This is a genomic window from Lederbergia galactosidilytica (assembly GCF_017873565.1).
In the GTDB taxonomy this organism is placed as follows: domain Bacteria; phylum Bacillota; class Bacilli; order Bacillales; family Bacillaceae_C; genus Lederbergia; species Lederbergia galactosidilytica.
Map to the genome: position 1 here is coordinate 1 of NZ_JAGGKH010000001.1, position 21,917 is coordinate 21,917.

At 37.4% G+C, this 21,917-nt stretch carries 15 protein-coding genes, 2 tRNA genes and 4 pseudogenes; 8 read left to right on the forward strand and 13 right to left on the reverse strand.

The genetic code is table 11. The features are described from left to right. The first annotated feature begins 426 nt into the window (after positions 1 to 426). From J2Z23_RS00005 to J2Z23_RS00015, 3 genes are all read left to right on the forward strand, one after another. Complete coding sequence (locus J2Z23_RS00005) at positions 427 to 603, forward strand: hypothetical protein (RefSeq protein WP_165589590.1); 177 nt, start codon at positions 427 to 429, stop codon at positions 601 to 603. Between the two features lie 170 nt (positions 604 to 773). Next, on the forward strand, positions 774 to 1,466 hold the full coding sequence (locus tag J2Z23_RS00010) for an MgtC/SapB family protein (protein WP_128747511.1): 693 nt from the start codon (positions 774 to 776) through the stop codon (positions 1,464 to 1,466). 51 nt (positions 1,467 to 1,517) lie between these two features. After that, positions 1,518 to 1,590: transfer RNA gene (locus J2Z23_RS00015), tRNA-Ala, on the forward strand. Positions 1,591 to 1,884: 294 nt separating this feature from the next. Here the strand turns inward: J2Z23_RS00015 and J2Z23_RS00020 are convergent. From J2Z23_RS00020 to J2Z23_RS00050, 7 genes are all read right to left on the reverse strand, one after another. Next, on the reverse strand, positions 1,885 to 2,142 hold the full coding sequence (locus tag J2Z23_RS00020) for a YolD-like family protein (protein ID WP_128747506.1): 258 nt from the start codon (positions 2,140 to 2,142) through the stop codon (positions 1,885 to 1,887). 546 nt (positions 2,143 to 2,688) lie between these two features. Then, positions 2,689 to 3,117 (reverse strand): hypothetical protein, encoded by a 429-nt coding sequence (locus J2Z23_RS00025; RefSeq protein ID WP_057984314.1) that lies wholly within the window; start codon positions 3,115 to 3,117, stop codon positions 2,689 to 2,691. Further along, on the reverse strand, positions 3,104 to 4,345 hold the full coding sequence (locus J2Z23_RS00030) for a replicative DNA helicase (RefSeq protein ID WP_209972862.1): 1,242 nt from the start codon (positions 4,343 to 4,345) through the stop codon (positions 3,104 to 3,106). The genes J2Z23_RS00025 and J2Z23_RS00030 overlap by 14 nt, the downstream gene beginning before the upstream one ends. Then, positions 4,335 to 5,186 (reverse strand): DnaD domain-containing protein, encoded by an 852-nt coding sequence (locus J2Z23_RS00035; protein WP_209972864.1) that lies wholly within the window; start codon positions 5,184 to 5,186, stop codon positions 4,335 to 4,337. Before J2Z23_RS00035 ends, J2Z23_RS00030 begins: the two co-directional genes overlap by 11 nt. Before the next feature lie 913 nt (positions 5,187 to 6,099). Next, entirely contained in the window at positions 6,100 to 6,357 is a 258-nt protein-coding gene (locus J2Z23_RS00040) for a GlsB/YeaQ/YmgE family stress response membrane protein (RefSeq protein WP_209972865.1), read from the reverse strand. 531 nt (positions 6,358 to 6,888) lie between these two features. After that, positions 6,889 to 7,086 (reverse strand): hypothetical protein, encoded by a 198-nt coding sequence (locus tag J2Z23_RS00045; RefSeq protein WP_209972867.1) that lies wholly within the window; start codon positions 7,084 to 7,086, stop codon positions 6,889 to 6,891. A gap of 464 nt (positions 7,087 to 7,550) precedes the next feature. Then, positions 7,551 to 8,513, reverse strand: a complete 963-nt coding sequence (locus J2Z23_RS00050; protein WP_209972869.1) for a glycoside hydrolase family 25 protein — start codon at positions 8,511 to 8,513, stop codon at positions 7,551 to 7,553. Positions 8,514 to 8,744: 231 nt separating this feature from the next. Between J2Z23_RS00050 and J2Z23_RS22120 the strand changes: the two genes are divergently transcribed. Both J2Z23_RS22120 and J2Z23_RS00060 read left to right on the forward strand, forming a co-directional pair. After that, the gene (locus J2Z23_RS22120) at positions 8,745 to 9,059 is read left to right on the forward strand and encodes a glycosyltransferase (RefSeq protein ID WP_338018405.1); all 315 of its coding nucleotides are present in this window, start codon (positions 8,745 to 8,747) and stop codon (positions 9,057 to 9,059) included. Positions 9,060 to 10,230: 1,171 nt separating this feature from the next. Next, positions 10,231 to 10,719 (forward strand): hypothetical protein, encoded by a 489-nt coding sequence (locus tag J2Z23_RS00060; protein ID WP_209972871.1) that lies wholly within the window; start codon positions 10,231 to 10,233, stop codon positions 10,717 to 10,719. Between the two features lie 647 nt (positions 10,720 to 11,366). Here the strand turns inward: J2Z23_RS00060 and J2Z23_RS00065 are convergent. Continuing rightward, positions 11,367 to 12,080, reverse strand: a complete 714-nt coding sequence (locus J2Z23_RS00065) for a TerC family protein (protein WP_209972873.1) — start codon at positions 12,078 to 12,080, stop codon at positions 11,367 to 11,369. Between the two features lie 503 nt (positions 12,081 to 12,583). Between J2Z23_RS00065 and J2Z23_RS00070 the strand changes: the two genes are divergently transcribed. Both J2Z23_RS00070 and J2Z23_RS00075 read left to right on the forward strand, forming a co-directional pair. Continuing rightward, positions 12,584 to 12,844, forward strand: coding sequence for a hypothetical protein (locus J2Z23_RS00070; protein WP_209972875.1), 261 nt, complete (start codon positions 12,584 to 12,586; stop codon positions 12,842 to 12,844). Positions 12,845 to 13,222: 378 nt separating this feature from the next. Continuing rightward, positions 13,223 to 13,945 (forward strand): annotated as a pseudogene (locus J2Z23_RS00075) (transposase); the annotation flags it as partial. Between the two features lie 849 nt (positions 13,946 to 14,794). Here the strand turns inward: J2Z23_RS00075 and J2Z23_RS00080 are convergent. The 3 genes and pseudogenes from J2Z23_RS00080 to J2Z23_RS00090 all read right to left on the reverse strand — a co-directional run bounded on the left by J2Z23_RS00080 (position 14,795) and on the right by J2Z23_RS00090 (position 17,614). Further along, positions 14,795 to 16,106, reverse strand: a pseudogene (locus J2Z23_RS00080) (IS3 family transposase). Positions 16,107 to 16,190: 84 nt separating this feature from the next. Next, a pseudogene (locus J2Z23_RS00085) lies at positions 16,191 to 17,034 on the reverse strand (transposase). Positions 17,035 to 17,359: 325 nt separating this feature from the next. Further along, positions 17,360 to 17,614, reverse strand: a complete 255-nt coding sequence (locus J2Z23_RS00090) for a hypothetical protein (protein ID WP_209972877.1) — start codon at positions 17,612 to 17,614, stop codon at positions 17,360 to 17,362. Between the two features lie 660 nt (positions 17,615 to 18,274). On the opposite strand from J2Z23_RS00090, the gene J2Z23_RS00095 reads away from it, so the two are divergent. Further along, the gene (locus J2Z23_RS00095) at positions 18,275 to 18,949 is read left to right on the forward strand and encodes a hypothetical protein (RefSeq protein WP_209972880.1); all 675 of its coding nucleotides are present in this window, start codon (positions 18,275 to 18,277) and stop codon (positions 18,947 to 18,949) included. A gap of 491 nt (positions 18,950 to 19,440) precedes the next feature. On the opposite strand, the gene J2Z23_RS00100 is transcribed toward J2Z23_RS00095, so the two are convergent. Both J2Z23_RS00100 and J2Z23_RS00105 read right to left on the reverse strand, forming a co-directional pair. Next, a tRNA-Gln gene (locus J2Z23_RS00100) sits at positions 19,441 to 19,511 on the reverse strand. A gap of 519 nt (positions 19,512 to 20,030) precedes the next feature. Continuing rightward, positions 20,031 to 21,323 (reverse strand): annotated as a pseudogene (locus tag J2Z23_RS00105) (transposase). Positions 21,324 to 21,917: the final 594 nt, after the last annotated feature.

The following is a 21,917-nucleotide window of genomic DNA, read 5'->3' on the forward strand; positions in this document are numbered from 1 at the left end:
TTTGAGATAGTTTTCCTTCTCAATTGCTGGCAATGGTCTATGACCATTTATCCATGATTTATTGACGTTCGTTTCGTTCAGTTTTCAAAGATCAAGTTCTTGTCCGCCGTCTCAGCAGCGACTTTCTTATCATAACATCGTTCGTTTTCGAAGTCAAGGTTTTTTTAAACTTTTTTTTCGAATGTTGTCCTTATTTGTTTTTCTTTGTCTCTTAAGGACGTTTTATACTATACCATGGATTTTTTTGATATGCAACCTATTTTATAAAAAAACTTTTAGTTTTTTATTATTCATCAATAGGCTTTTCTTTAAAACTACGAATTTCTTCACTATTCTTCCTTATTATAATAGATTCTCTAAATCTTTATTCATATTTATCGTGCGAATTACATATATATTATTAATCCATTTTTAGTAGGTGAAATGATGCTATCCTATGTTGGTCTTTACACTGCAATTATTACAGCTGTATATTTATTTGCTTATTCTTATATTGAAGCATTACGAATATCAAATGCGGAAGAGAAAGTCTATGGAGGTACTTTTATCTTTTCTTCTATTATGGCGTTTGTTTTTTCTCGCTTTACATATCTTTTCATCTAACTAAAACAAACTATATATACGAGATTTTCCCCTATCTCTTCGTTCAAGAGGAGATGGGGATTCTTTTTGTCATTTCAATTCCTTGCTTTTTCTTAATATTAATATGATAATATCGAATTACATTGAAAACGTTATGCTTACATTAGAAAAATAGAGGAGAGGTTTATTTGTTGGATCTTATTGATTCGGAACTTTTGATTAAGTTAGTAATATCTGCCTTACTAGGTTTAGTGATTGGATTAGAACGGGAGCTTAAAAGTAAGCCACTTGGATTGAAGACTAGTCTCGTGATTTCCATCATTAGTTGTTTATTAACAATCGTATCAATTGAATCAGCTTATCTACTACCTGGAAGAGACGATATAATGATACGTATGGATCCGCTTCGTTTAGCTGCTCAAATTGTTTCAGGAATCGGTTTTCTAGGTGCTGGAGTAATTCTGAGGAGGGGTAATGATCATATTTCCGGATTAACTACCGCGGCGATGGTGTGGGGTGCTGCTGGAATCGGTATTGCTGTAGGTGCAGGTTTTTATACCGAAGCTGTAGCCGGGGTAATTCTTCTTATTATCAGTGTGGAACTTATACCTTTTGCCCTCGCAAAGCTGGGACCTAAGAGTTTAACAAAAAGAGATTTAATTATAAAGATCACTGTCTCTCAACAAGAAAGTATCGAGAAAATTGTTAAAAAAATTCAAGAGGATAAAATTTCAGTCACACATATACGTATTAAAGACATTAAGGATAGCTCCATGCATATGTTAGAGTTAAAAACTAGAGTAAATGGCAAACGACCTGTCACTGATATCTATTATACAATCGCTAAGATGAAAGATGTTTATGCAATTGAAATTGTAAGTTAGGACTTGATTTTTTTGTAAAACTTACTATAATAAGTATTGGAGTTACCAATTGGGGCATTAGCTCAGCTGGGAGAGTGTCACACTGGCAGTGTGAAGGTCAGCGGTTCGAACCCGCTATGCTCCATAAGTTTTTAAGCTTGCCAGAGTGAAGGTGAGTGAAAAACAAGTGACAAGCTCGTCACTAATAGAGGATTTTTGAGAAGGCCTGTTCTAAACAGGTCTTTTTCTATGCATTTTTTAAGATGCTCTTATATCAACACGTCTTTATATTAAATGATACAGATTTGATTATTTTATTACTCACCGGGCCCACCTCAAATCCTTGTCGGGATTATTTTTATTCTGCCAGCTCTATATTTGAAGTTACGTCAAATTTAACATAATCAACATCAATCTAATCTAGATCTATGCGGACTCTTTAAAGCTGCGGATCAATATTGTGGACCCAGCCTTTAACGTCTTCAAAGAAGCCATCTTTCCAAATTGTAAATTTTACTCTTTGGTTGTTTGCTATGGCTTCCTGGATAGTTTGGCCGAATTCTTCCCATTGTTGCTCATCAATAATAGGTTTCTTTTCTTCATCAAGGCTTTTCCGCCAATCTAAAATACATTCCACGTGTTCCGGCAACATCATGCGACTGGATTCCCACATTAGGTTGTGGCCGGCTGTTAGCATTAAAAGACAAGTGATCCATCGTGCAGGACTAAAGATGCCACGGGGATATGGTGCAGTGAAGAATCCTAAAAAAGCTATGTATAACAAGGTTTATACTACTTCAAAGATTTTAGGTTCTAGATTACATAATGTTTTTAAAACTACATAGTAACTCAACTAAAAATTATTTGTAGAGTATATGGCATCCTTTTACTGAAAACGACCATTAAATGCCACTGCAATAGCTCCTATGTATATGAATATCCTTACAAATTCAATAGGGAACAAATTATGACTTGCCTTTGCCCAAACCTCCCACCTCCCCAACCAAAGCTGACAGAATTTTATGCTTCGCAGAAAAGCAGTCTCACACGAACTTTTTCGTTGACTTCACATTGCTTAAATCTGTCACAATAAGCTGTTTTATAATGACAATGCAAAGTGCTCAGTCATGATTCGTTCCCCCTTGGAACATGCCTTTAATCTAATTATATCGATTGCAATAATTGTTAGTTTTGTCCTTCGCGTCCCTTCAACCTTATAGCCAGTTCTTTGAAATCATCCACCTTACCTAGTCCAGGATACACCCCCAACTAAACAAGGAAATTGCGTTTGCTCTTTTTTCAGTTCCCGAAAGTTAAGAAAGCGATCGCCAGTGAAAATCACCTCATCTGGCGAAAGTTCCAAGCAGTTCAAAGGTTTACAGCCAGTCTGCAAACGTAGAAATTGTTGCGCTTCTTCGGCAGTCTGTGCAAAAATAAAGGCCCACTTCTGTCTAGCTAGTTTAAGAGAAAAAATTTTAATTTGATTGAAACCCAGATAATTTATTTTCATTAATCTCGCTAACGTCTCTGAATCCGGCTGGACTTGAGATAAAACTACATCATCCTGTTCTAGGCTAATCTTCCTCTCTTGAAGTAAGCAAAAGATAGAATGAGCAAGAAGAGATTCCTCATACTTAATCGCATCTTCATATAAAGCTTTAATCGTGGACATCGCGAATTCCCCCCGTAAATTCATTATAGTTGGCCATCACAGTACCAACAGGACCATTACGATTTTTTGAAATAATCAGTTCCAAATGTTTCTCTTCTGAATCCCGGTCATAATAACGATCTCTATAGAGAAAAATGATCACATCGGCATCTTGCTCGACACTCCCGGATTCACGAATATCCGACATCATCGGCCGTTTATTTTGCCTCTGTTCCACAGCCCGATTTAATTGGGCCAACAATAGCACTGGACAATTCATTTCCTTCGCCATTCCCTTTAACCGCTTCGTAATTTCTGTTACCTGCATATGGGCATTTCCGCCATAATGATGTTCCGGTCGAATCAATGTTAAATAGTCAATCAACACCAATGGTTGTTTGTTTGGATTTTCATGGATCAATTTTCTTATCTTCGCACGCATTTCAGCGACCGTTTGTCCTGCCCCATCAAAAATCTGGATATTCGTTTCCGACACATGTCCAATTAACTCCGGCCATTGCTGTTTTTGAGCTTGGGAGAGATACTGATGCGGATTCCGCAATTTCAAGCGATTAATCGTGCCTGTAGAAGCGATCAGTCTTTGAATCAAGCTCTTATTAGGCATTTCTAGTGAAAAAATAATCGGTAACCCCTCATGCCAGCCTGCTTGTTTGGCAAAATGAAGCATGACATCCGTTTTTCCCATCGAAGGCCTTGCTGCCACGACCGTAAGCTCTCCCGCTTGAAAGCCATTGGTCATTTGGTCCAAGCGCTTTATTCCCGTCAACATTCCTTTGATTTGTTTTTCCTCTTGCCAAGGAGCTTCGTAAAGATCTACTAACCCAGTACTAATTGGCAAATAATCATCGATTTTCGTTTCATTGATTTGGTCTAATGCATGGATCACTTTTTGGATCTCCCAGTCCTCCTCTTTGGCAATGGTTAAAATATTGCTTTTCTCTCTTTCCTTCCATTTTTCCAAGACCAACCATTCATATTCTTCGAATTTCTTCACATTCGTGCAGGATTGTAAGTCATGGAGATAGGAGATGCCGCCACATGGTTCCATATCAACCGTGGTTGAAAGTGTGACAAGGTCAACTAGCTTGCCTTGTTGATGTCTCATCTGCATTTGTTTGTATAAGGCTTGGTGGCGTGGATCGGCAAAATGTTCAGCTTTGATCATCGTGTCCCCGATTAAGTAATTTTCTTTCATCATGCAGCCAAGTAAAGCTTTTTCAGCAGTCATCCACTTCTTCCCCTTCCGAAGGATTATGTTGATAAGGCGTTGGATAATCCGGCTTCCACGCCTGTTTGCCTGAATATTCCCTTTGTTGCTCATACTCTCTGTCTAGAGCGATCACATCCTCGATTGTTTTCACATTGTGATAACGCCATTTCTTTAAAATCCCGTATGTATAACGCCAACTTCGATTACCACTAGCTAAGGAAATTTTCATGGCCTTAATCACAAGTCTCTCTCCGAAATTCTCGATCGCATCTATCAGTTCCTCAGCCATATAAGGACTTAACATGCCAAAGTTCTGTTGATAAAAATCAACCACATTTTCACCACCACCATGATCTATCCTTTTCCATTCTAGTTCTTGTTCTTGTTCTTTATCTTGTTCTTCTTCTTCTTCTTTTTCTTGTCCCCGCAACGTGCCCGTATCGGCGTACGACTCGTACAATTCGCGAATTCGGTCTTGTTTCACATGCTCTCCAACAAAGGTGATTAGACTTCGATCCTTAACCTTACTCAATTCACTCATTACACAGTCTTCCACAGGCTTACCACCGCGGTTAAAGTTGTATTTTCCCCAATTTCTGATCGCCAGCTCCCTTGTTTTCGGATTATACTTCATCAATTTATGCCGCTGAATCAAACGTTCAAAAATATTATTCACTGCCTCCATAGAATAGCCTGTATCAAATGCCATCTGCTTCTTTGTAATGGAGTAGATACCGATTTGCGTTGTATTAGCATTTGTCAATAAATATAGAAATAAATATTTATCTTCCGGTGTCATCTCCTCCACCACTTTCGGATCATCCCAAAATCCAATATTAATCATGCGAAATTTCGCCATCATCACTCTTCCTTTCCATCTAACTATAAATTTATGTAACAACAACCTAGAAGGCTAAAGTCGCAACTTCCTGTTGTCCTCAATATGCATATATAGTGTTTGATCATAATTGGACACCTTTTTGCAAAAAAATTGATTAAATTCCTGCGTTTCTCATGGGACCATATCTTCGAAAACAAATTGCGGACTATAAGGAAGATTATTTAAATAAAAATGTTTGGCGGAAAAGTTTTTTATTATCAGCTTTAGCTTTTGATAATTAGTCTATTTTCAAAGCCTTCACACTAGGCCGATATTGTTTTGTCCTTCGCCTTTGGCCCGGGCGGTGTACTAAATAAGAGAAGCTTGCATTTTCTCCTATTAAAACGAAAAAACGACCATCCGCAATAGGGAGGTCGCTTTTAAACTCAATTGCCTGTTCGTATTTTTCTAAGAATATTTTTGTAAACTTTAATTAAGAATCCCATTATATCCCAGTCAAACTAGTAGAAGTCCATTGATATCGGGAGTTCTGGGGAATTATAGAAAATGATTAAGATGCCTATTCATTGGTAATGACACTCTGACATAAGTCATCCAAATAAAAACTGAATACCCTCTAGTAACCTATAATGTCATGATTCACTTGTTAATCAATGAAGAGATGTAAGTTGGTTTGCATTTTGGGAATGAACCCGAAGAGACAAATCATGCCTCAGCTAATCAAAATTTTCATTTTACATATTTACATTTTCTATACAAGGGAGAATTAATAAATAATGTTTCTCATCCTTGATTATCATCATATTTTTGTTAATTGCTTTTTCATTGTAAACCGATTTTTATCTCAGTTTATAAAAAGTACCCTATAGGTAGACTTTTTAGCCTACTCTATAGGGTCAATTTTAATGGACTCACAGGATTTTAAATAACATTATGCTCTGTTTTTCGTTGTCCCATGCAGGATTGCACTTAGAATAAGGACAACGACAATGGCTCCTATAATAGCAGGGATAATGGCAAAGTCAGCTATAATAGGTCCCCATGAACCAAGAAGTAGTGTACCTAACCACGAACCAACAATACCTGCTACGATATTACCAATTATCCCACCTGGTACATTACGTCCAACGATTAATCCGGCTAACCACCCGATGACACCACCAACAATAAGCGTCCATAGAATACTCATTATTTTTTCCTCCTTCATTTGCTTAGTATTGTCATATTTATTTTTTTACCCTTTTCTTGAAAAACAAAACAAAACGGACTTGAAGGTCAACTGGGTAACAAGACAAAAGTTTATGAAAATGGTGTATATATAAAGTATACATTTTGATCCAATGGGGATAATAAATGGTCATAAAATTGATCTGAAGAGTAGAATAAGAAATTATGAGTCCAATAATGATAAACAGCTTATTCTCATCAAATATTTTTGGAAAAGTGTGTCTAACCCCGGGAATGTTATCCAGCATGTATTCGATCTACCGTTGACTTATGTTTGCCTTTCCACCCAGCTAATTGCTGTTGAGGAATTTATCTTTTTAATTTCTTTCCTAAAATACCCTCTTATCAACTCTTTCTCTATAAAAAATGAAGCCTCCTAAAGGTTTATACAACCTAAGAGAAGGCTTCATCATAACCGTGCTAAGCGCCAAAATAATTCTGAACTTTAACTATATTCTTTGGAAATAATATGCAGAAAATAGGTTTACGATCACTATTTACTGCCCCCAAAGAGTGCTTTTATCCCAAGGAAAATCAAGATAAAGCCAAATACGAGTAATGCTATAGCGCCTATATACTCTAATATATTTACTATCGGACCTCCTAAAAAGGAAAATCCACCTGAGTCAGCTACGAGAAACAAAGCTAACCCTGACACCATCGCTGCGAAATACAGTAATGCCCGATGCATGTTTATTCCTCCATTCCATAAAGTTACTAAAGTGTTGCCCAAAATTTATAAGTAGCCCTAATATTTCGTTGGATTATTCCGGTATTCTTTACCTTCCTTTCGTTTAGTTCGATTATCTATCCTCTACTATAATTAATTCAAAATTGTTCTAAAACGTACGGGATAATGCCTATCTTTTGGAAAGTGTGCTTCTAACCTAATTCGTTTATACTTTAACTACCTCTACTAAAGCAGGTGGATTTAACATAATGGTTAGCGACTAAAGGATGCTATTCAGGTTACAGCCTTCTCAAAGCTCCTAAGTTGAAGCATGCCAAATTTAGCTAAATAGACTTTATCATTTTAAGAGATTTGACCTATTTTGTGCCCTATAAAAAGCAAAGTATCCAGAGTTTAGCAGTGCAAACAACTTTGCTATTATATGATTGCTCATAAAAAGCCCAGTGCTAGCCGGGCTTTTATTGTTACCTCACTCTTAACTTTTGGCCAATATAAATTTTATCTATATCCTTGAGGTTATTCCAGGATTTTATTTGATTTTGGTTGCTGCCATATTGAATGGCTAGTTTAGACACAGTATCTCCTGGTTTCACAGTATAATAGATGACTTTTGATTTTGCAGAGGGAGATCCGGGTAATTGAATCGTTTGACTAACTTGAATCAGATTGGGATTTTTAATCCCGTTGAGTTCAGCAAGTTTTTTTATTGTAGTTCCGTATTTGTGTGCAATCTTACTTAGGGTATCCCCTGCTTGTACAGTGTAAGTGTGTGTAGTATCTTCGGATTTACTCACCGGCTTTTTAGTAGCGTGTGGATCCTTTTTTGGCAAGAAATCAAAATAAGCTTCATTCATATCGACATGGCCCGAAATACCGACAACTTGTCCTATATTACTGTATTGCCACATCTGATATGAACCTTTATACGTGCATCTCGACGCCCACTGTGCCACCCACTTATCAAACCGATCTAATTTTCCACTTTTGAGGGAACCATTTAACCAGCTTAAACTGGCGTACAGTGATACGTAATACCCTGCATCCTCAATAGCTTTTAGCCATGTATAACAAAGATCGATCAGTGTCTCATTCGAAGGCATGCCCCGTTTGCGTTTATAATTATCCGCGTCTTCCATGTCAAAAGCGATTGGATATGTTGGATTTTTCCCTTTCAATAACCGCAAAGCATGAGCAACTTCACTCTTTGCTTCATTTATATCCATCGCATAGCTATAAAGATAGGCTCCCCACGGAAGGCCGATACGCTCACATTCCTTCACATTGCGCTCAAAATATCGATCATCTTGACTTCGTAAGTCATTGCCAAATCCCATCCGGAGCATCGCAAATTCAATTCCATCCTCCTTTACTTTGTCCCAATCAATCTTTCCTTGGTGTGCAGATACATCAATCCCTCTTTTAACCAATTTTCCGTCTCCTCTTATTGTTTATTTTATGCATTATCACTTACCTTCTAAATATAAAAAGGGCCCTGAAAAGGACTCTTTTATCAAAGTTGTTTATTTAAACATTCAGCATCCAGATCTATTCAAGGCTATTTATTCCCCTACCATTCTTGAAAGATGTTTAGAATCGATTCAGGACATTCCGGATAAGATCATTATTGTAGATACAGTTCGAAGGATCGGACAAAAGAAATCGCACAGGAATGGACTCCTCATGTTTTTGACTACAAATGGATAGATGATTTCTCCCCAACTCGTAACTACTCCTTTGACCAAGCCACCATGGACTATATCATGTGGCTAGATGCAGATGATATTCTTTTAGCAGAGGATCGCCAAAAAATTCTTGAATTAAAACAATCCCTTGATCCATCCGTTGATGCGGTTTTGATGATCTATCATACTTTGTTCGATGAGAATCATAACGTTATATCAAGTGTCCGACGGTTCCGATTGGTGAAACGTGGCAAACCATTCAGGTGGTATGGGTACGTCACAAGGATTTAAAAACAAAGGTACATGGATAGCGATATCGTCGTGACACATAAGATAGATGGACAAGATACGCTATCAGAGCGAAACCTTAAAATCTATGAAAAAATGATCCATAAAGCAAAAAATGCTCCTTAGTGATGTCTTTCATTATGCACGAGAGTTACAAATGCATCACAAGTTTGAGAAAGCGATCAAGTTTTACCATCAGGTTTTGGCATGGAAAGAAATTGAAGTAAAACCACGGTTATGTTTGTGTATAATCAATTGGCAACTTGTTACGACCATGTTGCCAAGCGAGACAAAGAAAGGGAGATGACGTTAAAACGTTTGAATATGATGTGCCTCGTCCGGAATTTTGTTGTCGTTTGGCGGAACAGTTTACGCAAAAGATCGGTATGCTCAAGCTGCATTCTGGTATAAATTAATCCTAGATGTACCACTAAACAATCCCTGGGCCATCTCAAATAAACCATTTCGGACATGGCTTCCTCATAAACAACTCGGTCTTTGTTATTTCAAATTAGGGGACTACAAACAATCCCTGCAGCATAACAAAATGACGCTTACTTACAAGCCCAACGACAAAGATATCCAGCAGAATATTCGGTTACTTGAGGGATTATAAAGGAAGTTGATAAACAGTCAAAAAATCAAAAAAAGTGAAGTAGAAAAGAAAGTGATGAGCATTGGCGATTGGGTTTTACAAGAGTCTGGGAGCTGAATTTATTAGACATCTACGAATGATATTAGATAATTGTAATGTATGTTGTTTACCTCCATGCCTTCAAACTTTTATCCTTTAACAACTACTCTCCCGTTTCAAATTGTGAGAGTATTTATACTAAAATTGTGGTTTTTGGAGTGATTTATCCCGCATTAACGGGCAGTTATCCCCCCACTTCAATGGCTTAAGAGAAGACGGAGAAGCATAGGTGGGGGATAAACTGTCCGTAAAAGCCCGATTGGTTCAGGCCTGCAGGAAGTGGGTCACAAAGATGGTGCAACAGGATGGTGCCAACTTAGCCTTTGATCCTTATTAATCAGTGGAGGATGTAAGAAAACCCCCACTGATTGAAGCTTCATTTTATGTCATGGTTTTCAAATATATGCTACTCCCCTGTTGTAAAAGCTCATACATATGAATTTCCTTCAGAATAGACTGATTAAGAAAGAAGGTGTAAGAATGAACGGTTACAATTATTGTTTACCTTGCAATTCCAATCATTGCAGCTATCCAATTGGTAAGTTTGCCTTTGCAACATCGGAGGAGCTTGAAACTTTTAATTTAGAAGATGGTGGAGGTGATTTTACAATCCTCTCTATCCCCGAATTCTTTGCTGCTAGGGAGATTATTAAGTTAGATGCATTTGTACAATTGAATTTGGAAAACTCAACAACTCCACCTGGTGAAGACAGTGTTTACAATATAGCATTATTATTAAAAAGGAATGATGATGTGATAGCGTTTTCCCGTGAGCTTGATAGAAGTTTCACAAGTCCTGATCTTTTTTTAGCGCTTTCGTGGGTTGATACTCCACCTCCTGGACCTCAAAAATATGAGCTTGAATTATCGATTGTTGGTACACAGTATGAAGTTATTAGAGCTCAAAATCGCTCCCTAACAGCTACTCTCTATACTCCTAGAAATGTACTGCCTTCGATAAATAATTAGAACTCTTTTATATACTTGGATGTTGCTAGAGACATAAAATAAGAATTTTTATCAGGTTTTATTATCTTATGTTATTAACTCTAATGGAAGCTTCGTAACTTTTTTATATACGTTGCGACTTTATTTTAAATCCACAGCAGGATGATAAATACTCACTAAACTTTTTAGAAAAATGTGAGTTTACACCAGTCTGAATGTCCAATCCAAATAACATACTTTTTAATCTATTATGATTGAAAGCTGGCCAGCTTTCATATGACTTAAGAAGCGAGTGTGTGTATGTGTAATTCGAAGATGAATATTTTCAAGAACCGGATAGCATTTGATCTTTCTTTCTTCGTGGAGTAGTCTGTAAATTTTGTGCCTTCCAACTCATAATTTAAAGACACTATGCAAACCATACTGGCCCTTCCCTGTTGTAACTGTAGCTGCACTTTTGCAGTAGGGACACTTTTTTATTGATTGTAAAAATTCAAACGCTTCTTTTAATCGCTATCAGTGGTTAATTAAAGCTTTACCATGGGGCTTGGAAAGGTTTCTTCTTTTTATTTAGAAGCCGCAACTCTGCTTCCTATAAAAAAGATTATCACCTACTTAACAAAAGTTGCCAAAGCGGTAATAATCTTACATTCACTTTTATCAAGCATTTAATGTTCACGCAATTTTGTTACAGATTTGCTATCCTTTCTTTTATTTTTATAAAAACCCAATACTAATACAAGGACGATTAAAAAAACAAGGACTATATATTCAAAGGACTCTTCCATCCCTATTAGTTGATCCTTCATCAGCATTTCACCTGCGACCCATGCGAGAATAGCGGACCCGATATAACTGATCCATGTGTACTTGTCCATTATTTTTACAATCAGCTTAGAATAGAATATCATTACTGGAATACTAATGGCCACTCCTAAGACAAGGATAAAAGTTTGTCCATCTGCAGCCCCTGCAATAGCCACAACATTATCTAAACTCATCACAGCATCAGCTAGTATGATCGTGCCAATTGCTTTCAGTAAACTCGTTTGCGTAGAGATCTGGTTATTTTTCTGGTCATCCCCCACTAACACTTTATAGGCAATCCATAGAAGTAATGTCCCAGCGATGATATGCACAAATGGGATTTCCAGTAATTGGACAATGATTATCGCAAAGAGAATACGTAGCACCACAGCGCCAACAATTCCCCCATAAATAGCTTTATTCTGTTGCTCTTTAGACAGTTTTCTCGTTGCCATCGCAATCACAATCGCATTGTCGCCAGAAAGGATAATATCAATCGCGATAATTTTTAATAAAGCAATCCACGCTGCAGCTGTGAAGGTTACTTGCAGCATCGTAAGTCCATTGTCAATCATTGGGACCCTTCTCTCTTAAAGATTTTCTTAAGGCCTATCCTATACACATTACTAAATTATTATATCATACCTATTTGAAAATCTAGATTTATCTAAGTAAAGCATAAGCTCCTTGGATATGGATGCGGTTAAAGGCGCGACATCCTGTCTCAGCGTCATCCTCCCACGCCTCCTGCGAGCCTTCGACAAGCAAATGATTTGCGGCAAAGAAAATCTGGTTTTGACTTTAATTGTCTCTGGTAATGTGGCCTCCTGTTGCTAGGCGCTAGATCTGGACCCAACTCTAGCCAATTTTATATCATATCTTTTTAAAAAATGTGAGTTTGCCCCAGATAGTATGTCCAATCCAATTGCCATGCTATTTAATATATTATATGGAAAGCTGGCCGGCTTTACTTTAAGAAAAGGAGCGGATGTGTCCGTGTATTTTGAAGATGAATATTTCCAAGGGCCAGAAACTCGTAGAAGAAATCCAAGAAGACGGAGACCAGTTCGTTTAGAATGTGAATGCCAAGCTGTTTCCTCTAATGAGGACCAATGGGGATATGGGTGTGGATGCGAGCGGAAGTGCAAGGATAAAAATCGACATGAATGTGATCACTGTTCATGCAAAAATAGCCACCATAAATCAAGGGAATGTCATTGTAAGGATGACCACCATAAATCAAAGGAATGCCATTGCAAGGATGACCACCATAAATCAAAGGAATGCCATGGCCAAGACAAACACGATAAATGCGAAGGGTGTGTTTGTAAACAATTGAAGCATTTATCTCCGCAGACATTCGTAAATGTATATACACCTGCTTATAGCTTTTACTGTGTTAGATTCATTAGTTTTGATCAAAAAACATGTTGCGCTTACTTTGACAATAATGGTACTACCCTAGTAGTTGATTGCCAAGATATAAATGCACTTGAATTTCCAAATTATTGTTATGGCGTTGGTAATCCACCTCCAAACGGTCCTGCTCAACAAAATCGTGGAAATCCACAGTAATCTTTGAAGGGAGTATATGAAGAGGCTGGGACAAAACCCCTTCTGAGATGAAAAAGCTGGTGAAATTTTACGACGAGTAAAATTTCATCAGCTTTGATTATTTTTTGAATAAAAATTAGGACCACTTCTGATAAATAAAGTTGATGACATCCTTTCGAATCGTAAACGAGAAGCTTTAATTACGTACGGGATGTATATAAAGGAACAAAAGAAGAAATACCAACAGAACAAGTTTAATTCAGCAAACTGGCAGTATGATGAGGAAAATGATGTGTATACATGTCCAAATCTGCAACGTCCCCTATTCAAATATCCCTCAGTCTGCACAGATAAAACTGGCTTCACGTGTGAATTTAAGGTATATGAATGCGAAAACTGTTCAGGATGCCCATTTCGTTCATCGTGCACGAAAGTGAAAGAAGAAAACCATCGAAAGCTAATTGTGAACAAGAAATGGAAACAACAAAAAAAATATGTCAGAACAAAGCTTTCAGATAAAAAAACAGGCTCTATTTATCGTCAACGAAAAATAGACGTAGAACCAGTTTTTGGATTTTGAAGGCGAATTTGCGTTTTACTCGATTTTCCGTTCGAGGGGAAATCGAAGGTTGAAAACGAAATGGGCTTTGCATTAACGGCAGTGAATTTAAGAAAATTCACTGCCAACCACCATGATTTAGATGCAAAAATAGAGAAAGGTGAATTTGAGCGTACTAAAAATCATCTTTCTCATTATTTGAAGCTAGTTATGTCCCAACCTTTTAAAATAATGCATGTTCAAGAAAATGGTAAAAAAGGACCCAGCGACGCCTACGATAATGGTCTGCCAACAATGCTAACATTAGTAGGCCTGTACATCCCATGATACATGAGAACAAGGGAAAGCTTCCCTGAATCCGCACCGCACGAAAGAAAAGCAATATTTTTTCTAAAGAGCGAAGAAACACCCCAACGAACTTGCGCGTGCTGTAGTCGACGCTCGACACATGATGTGTCGGTACTTAATCGGAGACCATTTATCCAGATATGTCATTTTTTACGTTGGCCAACAGGACGCAGGTCTTTGATCATAGTTTTCGAACATCCTCTTATAAGATGTAATTATCATCGTTTTCACTAGACTCTTTGTCCAAGCAATCTGTGATTTTTTTCATACATTATTAACAAAGACTGGCCAGCTTTATATTTTATAAATGGAGTGATAAATATATGTGTTTTGATGATGATATCATGGAAGAAGCCGAATGTAATTCCTGTGCCAAATGGAAAGACAAAAAGGGCAAAAATGATCGCGCATGCAAAGGGTGTGCTTGTAACCAATTAAAGCGCCTATCCCCACAGACATTCGTAAATGTATTTACACCTGCTAATTATTGGTACTGTCTCAGATTCATTAGCTTTGACAAAAAATCATGTTGCGCTTACTTTGATTATTATGGTAGTAGCCTAGTAGTTGATTGCCAAGATATAAATGCACTTGAATTTCCAAATTATTGTTCCTTTTATCCTACTCAACCACCAATGAGTCCGCCTCAAGAAAATCGTGGAAAACCACAGTAACCTAGGAATTTTTTTAAAAAATTCTTCCCTAGCGGAGAAACTTTTTTGGAAAAGGGGCAGAGTTACGACAGTAGATTTCTATTTATAACATAACTCATGATTGATTTTTGAACTGCCCCCTGTCAAGTAGACAGTGGAAATAATAAAAACTAATCTAAGCGGCTTTAGCTCTGTATTCCATGGGACTATGGCCGTTTAGTCGTTTTTGATATCTTTCGTGGTTATAGAAATAGATGTAGTCATTTACGGCTTGAGAAAGTTCTTCAAACGTCTCAAATTTATGTAAATAATACTTCTCTGATTTTATCGTTTCCCAAAAAGATTCCATGGGCCCATTATCAATACATCTGCCTACCCGTGACATACTTTGGGTCATCTCTGCTTTATCTATTCTTCGTCTAAATCCATTTGAGGTGTACTGGAACCCACGGTCACTATGGATAAGTGGATGTTCATCCATGTAAAAAGTTAGTGGCTTGGTCAAGCGTATCAAATACAAATTTATTGTTATTAGAATGTCCAAAAATATAACTGACAATGGAACCATCATAAAGATCTCGAATCGCGCTTAAATAAGCTTTCTCTGATAAACCATATTTAAATTCAGTGACCCACTTTTCATTTGGGTTATCAGCTGTAAATTCCCAACTCAACACATTTTCGGCGACGTGTTGAAGGTTAGAACGCTGATATTGTTTTTTCTTCACTCTAATAACAGAATGTAAACTAACAACTTTCATTAAGCGATAAAAATCCTCTTGTGATTGAGTGGCTCCTTAAACTTTCGATTCATTTGGAGTGTCATCTGATGATAACCGAAAGATGCCATCCGTTTTTCAAGGAGGTCTATCATCGCTTCGATAACGGCTTCATTAAGAACGTCTTGGAAGTAGGGGTTCGATTTAACCACTTATAGTAAGCCGCTCTTGAGATACCAGCGATTTTACACAGTAAGAGAATGCTTAGGTCTCCCTCCACATGAAGCTCCTGAATAGCGACATACCTATCCTCGAATCGGATTCGGCTTACCTTCGCCTCCTTTCGATCTCCTCTAACTTTTTTAAAAATAAATTCTCAGCACATAAACGTTCATTTTCTCGTGCTAACCTCTTCATCTCACGTTGAATTTTTTCATCAGGTGTGAGCTGATCTTCCTCTTTATTCCTACCACGTCACTTTTGGAGGACAAAACGGCATGATATTTCATACTTTTTGACAACCTCAAGAGTATTTACTAGAAAGATAATCATTGATGGCTGAAAGTTCTAATTCTTTGGTGCACTTTTTCCAAGTTGAAGATTCCTTAAGACCTTCAGAACCATATGTATCAAATTGGTATTTCCATTTTCTTATTGTAACCTCACTCACCTTATACTTTTTAACAATCTAGATAAGGTAGAAGTACCTGCTTCCCACATTTTTATGACTTCTAATTTTATTTCTGGAGGAAACGCTCTTTTGGACATAAAAATACTCCCCATTCGGTAGTCAGATTTTTATTTTTTAATCTGTCTACCTTAAGGGGAGCATATCACCTTGAGAAGCCCCCTTTATGCCATTTCTGGACATTTCCATGTCCATCTAGGAAGCTTTTTAAGATTCATTGCAGGAAAGTTAACATCGCCTGCTTGGACAATTCTTTAATGCCTCTTTACGTTGTCCAACGCATACCATGCTTTACTTTCGCATCGGCAAAGACTCTATCAATCGTTTCTTTGCGTCAAGCATAGATTTCTTTCACATCCTTTTGGTGACGGAGATGATCTGCCTCTTCTACATAGCCTTCCCTAATATGACGCTGAATTAGTTTTTGATGGTTTTGACTCTACGTACACTGTAAGAGCAATGGACAGCTTACGCATTGAGAAGGATTTGATTTGTTTTGGCAATATCCCTCTTTCATAGTTGTCGAATAGGATAATACCTGTCCTTGCGGACAGATATAGCAGTCATAATATTCATCATATGTATATTCATTTTACGTATATATTCTTTCTTTGTTTTAGGATGTGTAAGGAAGGGCAGCGTGATCTCATATTCTATTAGGTAGTGTTTTACAGGCTGCATCTGCAGCGACAGCAGTATGCTTTCGTACTTTTTCAATAATCTTTTCCACTAACGGCTTAAGGATATGGCTGTCATGAACATTACTAGGTGTAACGATGACTCCTAAGATAAATCCCTTTTTGTCAGTACGCGAATTGTTTGGTTCGCTCATCCTTCACATAATGGCGCCTTCGGGGTCATCTTAATGAGAACGACCGGGTCAATACTTGGACGGCCTAATGAGGAATAAAGACCTCCGACCAATGGATAAACGAAGTAGAAATCAATTGCAGCGTCCAATTTGCGAACTAAATGGTCTTGAGGAACAAATTGTTCAATCGTAAGGATTTCTAATTAGTCGCGTTCATGAATTTGATTTCTAGTCATCATTTTTCTATCACCTTAAGTTTAATGTTACTTTCCATCATAGAAATGAATGTGTACTTAGAAAGGAAAAATTTAATACTTTATTGGCATGGAGAAACATCCGCTCACCACGCGGAAAGCGAGCGGTAAGCTTCGGAAAACCTGCTCTATCCAATATAAAAATAAAAAGACTGTAAACAACTCGTTATTTTAGAGTTTGTCTACAGTCTGAGAGCTCCTGAACATACAGGAGCCCCTCATGAGTTAACTAAATAACGCTGTTTTTTGTGATAAGACAAATAGATTATTAGGGGGTAGGGGGACTAACCTCAATTCCAATTATTTTATTACAAGAAACGATAAATATACTATCGTCAGTAATAGTTGGATTTGAAAACGTCGCCAAGCAGGTGTCACTGTCTAAAGATAAAAGTCTTCCGCCATTTAAACTATTATTATCCGTTCCTTCAATAAAAATATCATCTATTAGTGAATTTGGCTGTAAAGAACGCAATACATCACAGAACAGTCCATCACATTTACTGCATCTCTTATAACTCATTTTGTCCCTCCCTTCTATTCAGTTACTCTATTATATGTATCTTTAAAGCCATCGTGTGGGTAGGGGCTTTAGTTCCACACTTGTCTTAGCCCTATGATAGTCAAACTCAAAATTGTTAAGATTAGGTCCAATCAGGAAAAAAGGCTACAATCATTCTTTATTAAAAATCAACATTCATGATAGATCCTTCACTTAAAAAATAGGAGTTTGCACCAGACTGTCTGTCCAATCAATTGACATGCTTTTTAATATACTATAGTAGAAAGCCGTCCAGCTTTATTAAGCACTAGGTAACACCCTTTCGTTAGAAGAAACTCCTTATCATCTAAGATCCATTTTCGTTCGGCTAATGATAGGTACCTGCCCATGTAGGTGCCTTTTTTAAAAATTAAACTCAGGATTTTCCTCAACCTATTCCATTTAACAAATCAAAACCTTTTTCAATGCATTTCCGCTTTTCTTCTAAAATAAAAAATGTGGAAAGATTTTCACTCCGAATTTTCAGAACGTTTTCTTGATGCCTCTAAACAACCGCCTTCAGCTTTTCGTATAAAAATGGGAGTTTACACCAGACTGTATGTCCAATCCAAATGAAGGGTTCTTCAATATATTATTATTGGAAGCTGACCCAGTTTCACTATAGAAAAGGAGCGATGTATCATGTATTACGAAGATGAATATTTCCAAGGGGCTGAGACTTGCAGACGAAGAAGAAGAAATCCTGAAGTGGACTTTTTTGAATGTGAATGCCAAGACGTTTCTCCTTCTTGGGATTATGATCCACATTGTGGATGTTATAGTGAAGATGCTGAACATTGCGGAAATTGTTATAAAAAAGAATGTAGATGCGGCAAAAATAAGGATACTATGAACAACAGTGATTTAAAACAATTTGTATTTAGTGAGCCTCTTAATAGGCCAGTTGATAATCCTATACAAATTCGTAGAGGAGAAGAAGAAGTTTTAGCAAAGATTGAGGTTTGTCCGAAACATGACAAACATTATTGCAGTAAATTTCGCAATTTAGTTTGGTTGGCGGCTACAGTAGGGTGGAGAGGCAACTTTAATAATGAAGATTTGACAATAGAGTTCCGGATTCGAAGAGGATCTAGATTTGGAGAAATTATATTTGCAACAAGAGATGGCGTCGGTGTAGACATTGGTGAACTTCGAGGACAAACGACGAGCTTTAATCACGTAGACCGTGGTAGAAAAACTTGCGAGTATCATGATACCGAATATTTCTTGACCGCAGAATTAATTAGAAGTGAAGAAGCTAACGATAGAGCACGCATTATTGGCCCTATCGTCTTCACAGGAGCAGTAATCGACTAAAGTATATTTGCTTATAGTAAGCTTCTCATACCAGCAAGGACATATTTCCTATTTCTCAAATAGGTCTGGTAATCGTTTAAATATATTTTTCGTTGGGAAATGCTGGATAACCATTCATATTGAATTTAATCTTCCATCTCCCAATAAACACTATATTTTGGATGTAACGGATAAAAGTTAGAACATAACTTTTGTATGTCTCATAAACATTGTCTATGGATAATCATTACAGCTTTACCGCGGATGGGTATGGAAAAGGTTTCTTCTTTTGGAGAAACCTTCTTTTTTTAAAGAGAGCAGTCCCATTTAGAACTTCCCTTTCGATATGAGAGCAATGACGATCAAATAGAAATATGGACGACTTAAAACTTGCAATTGTGAATTTATTATTCATAGGGACTATTTTATCCCTAATTCATGATTTTCAATCAACCTTTAACGTATGGCTTGTCCCTTTTGTAGGAAGTGCTCCTATTATGTAAAATTTTTGACTGGACTAGTTGGATTCGAACCAACGATCACGAAGTCAAAGTCTGTTACCATACCACTTGTTTATAGTCCAACAATTCCCCTTTAAAGGGGATAAGTATTATTGATAACGGTTTTGTCGATTTTGTTGTTGAGATGAATTTTGTTGTACTTGAGATGTAGCTTGTGCTTGCTGAACTTGTTGTTGAGCCTGTTGAATCTGCTGTTGGGCTTGTTTAAAATATCACCATGCTTAACCTTTGCAAATTCAGAGTAATTTATACAAAAATAATTCTTCTTGTTTGTAATAAAAACCGCAAGAAATTCCAAACTAAATATAAAACTTTCCTAAAATAAAAATTTGATAAGTAGATATTGAAATTTTTATAATTGATCAAGGTAATTGATGAATGTAGTAATAGCATTGATTTCTCTTCTCTTTCATACTTTGCATATTCATCATTGATTCCATACAGAGTAAATATATGTTTTTATCAAGCACATTTCCCCAACCCTTTTTTATTTAATAAATACTTGAATCAATTTCATAATTGCTCTTTTTAAAAATACAAACAAGGGCAGAATTCGCAATTTGTATTTCAAAAAACAGAAATTATGCAGCTTGAATTTGGTTCAAACGAGCACCGATTCGATCGGCAGCGAGTTTTGAAGCATTGTAAACTAACACTAGTAAGTCGAAGTGAACTTTCGCGCGTTTCCCTGTCCGATAACGGACGTTGTTCAGTTGAAAGAACCCTTTTAGATAAGCATTAACGCGTTCCACTGCGGTCCTGCGATTGAAAAGGTTCTTCCATGCTTTTGAACCGCGGGCCGGTGCACTTATTTCCGTAAATCTGTGGTGACTTTGACTTTGTACACTTTTTGGCAGACGCCTTCGTTCGCGAGCGGAAATCTACGCACTCCTTTGGCCGTGTATATTTTAACGTTTCATACTTGGCATCATAGTTATCGTAACGATAAGAATGCTCACGGAAACAAGTTGGAGCGAAATGTTCATCAAACCCGATGGGCTCAGGTTCATTCCGCTTATTATAAGCGATGATAGATCGGTGTCCCATACGATGTACTTGTTCGTAGATTGCTTCAAAATCGTAACCGGCGTCCATCGTATACATCAGCTTGATAAGTGGAAGTCTGTCTTTGATTCCCTTCAACAGCGGGATGGCTGCCTTTCCGTCATTCAGGCTTCCGGAAGAAAATAGGGACTGCAGAATATATTGGCTGGACGTACCCACTGCCAAATGCCCTTTATAGCCAAACCAGAACACGTTCTGACCCTCACTGTTTTTCTTGACACCCCATTTGGGGTTTTGCGGAACTTCAGCACGAAGCCGGGCAAGTGGTTCATCCAACTGTGCTTCGATTTTCTTTTCGTATAGTGGGAGATTTGCTTCCTGTTCTGCCTGTTCGATCAGCCATTGTTCGCGTTCTTCCTTCTTTTTACGACTGCGTTTCTTGGGTCCTTCCTTTGTTTTTTCCTGTTTCGCCGGCGCTTTATCACGCGCTTCGAAGTGAGTGGCGTCAATCGCCACTGTATCATCTTCGATAAATCCTTCCGAGATGGCGTCCAGGATAATCGTCTCTTGGACTTTTTCCAAAACATCAGTTTCACTGAGCTTTTGTCCATCTTGAACGAAAGGTCGTTGTTCAATTGCTTGATGAGATCTTTGATTGTCGGAATGCGCTCGATGTAACGCGCAAAAATACTAACAACCATTGCGCCGTAATTCAATTCAGTAGGCGCACCCAAGTGTGATTTCTTGTTGATTTCGTAGAAGATTGCATCCAAATCGATGGCAGCCATAATCTCTTCATATTTTTGGGTAGGTTCCATCTCGTATAATTCTTCGATGCTAAATAGACTTTGTTGCCGTATAATGGTCATAGGGAATACTCCTCCAGTCTTTTTGGGATGTTTTGGTCGACTACCATTATACAAGACTTGGGGAGGTACTTCCTTTTTTGTGTCTATAAACCCTTGGGGGACAAGGGCTAGGAATTATGAAATTCATTCACTTTGTTGATTTTGTTCGAATCAACCATAAATAGCATTTACAACTTAGAAATGATTAATATTAAATTAATATTGGCAATTTGTGTTCCCTGAACCCTACCACGTATTAATGTTGAGAGAAATACAAAAAAAGAAAAAGCCATTCCCCTTGGATTTGTCATAATATATTAGTTATTTGCAAAGAATAAGAGCAAGCAAATAAGGAATGTGGCGGTTGATTGGAAACAAACTCGTAAAGCTCTAATTAACCAAAATTAGTTATATCAATAATCGAGGTGAATGGATAAGAGGAAGTCTAAAGAAAGCTTTGAAAAGTTGATAGAACTTTAGAGCACATCATAGGTACGAGTCGGAGCATATGGATCAATCTTTTGAAAATCTTATCATACATAAGGAGATACTCTGTGACGAGGTTTATGTTCCATTAAATCTGGAAAGGGTATGGAATCAGATACGCTAGAAATA